This window comes from Micromonospora sp. B11E3, from assembly GCF_039871625.1.
Classification (GTDB): domain Bacteria; phylum Actinomycetota; class Actinomycetes; order Mycobacteriales; family Micromonosporaceae; genus Micromonospora.
Genome location: NZ_JBDPMC010000255.1, coordinates 1 through 567 on the forward strand (window position 1 = coordinate 1; position 567 = coordinate 567).

Below are 567 nucleotides of genomic sequence, written 5' to 3' on the forward strand. Positions count from 1 at the left end.
CGGTGAGCATCCGGCCGAGTTGCAGCGGGTTGGGTAGCCGGCCGTTGTGGGTGGTGATGAACTGCCCGTCCCACGGGTCGTTGACGTCGCTGCCGAGCTGCATCGGTTCGGCGTCGCGGCGCAGGTCAGCGGCGGTCATCGCACGGCCGCCGTGGCGGTCGTGCCAGGTGGTGAGGAACGCGCGCCAGCGCGTTTCGTCTTCATCGATCTCGCGTACGTCGGCGGCGTTGGTCAGGAACCCGTCGATGCCGTGGTGGGCGAGGAACCCTCCCAGGGCTTGCGCCCACGGCGTGAACTGCCGCATCGACAACCCGGACACCCGTGGCGCTCCCTGGCGGGTCCAGTCGAGCACGAGGACCAGGAGGTGCCACAACACGGTCAGTTGATTCGCGGGGTCGGTGATCCACTGGTCAAGGTGGGGGATGCCGAACCCGGATTGATCGCGCAGCTCGGGGCGGGGCATGTCCGGGTCGAGATGCACGCGCACGGTGCGGGAGGCCATGTCTCCGCCGACTTGCAGGTTGTTGCCGGTGGCCATCCATAGCCGGTCGTTGACGGTGGCGATGT

Annotated in this window: 1 pseudogene; it reads right to left on the reverse strand. The window is 68.3% G+C overall.

Annotated features, from left to right (window positions below):
- Positions 1 to 567 (reverse strand): annotated as a pseudogene (locus ABGB16_RS33955) (hypothetical protein); the annotation flags it as partial.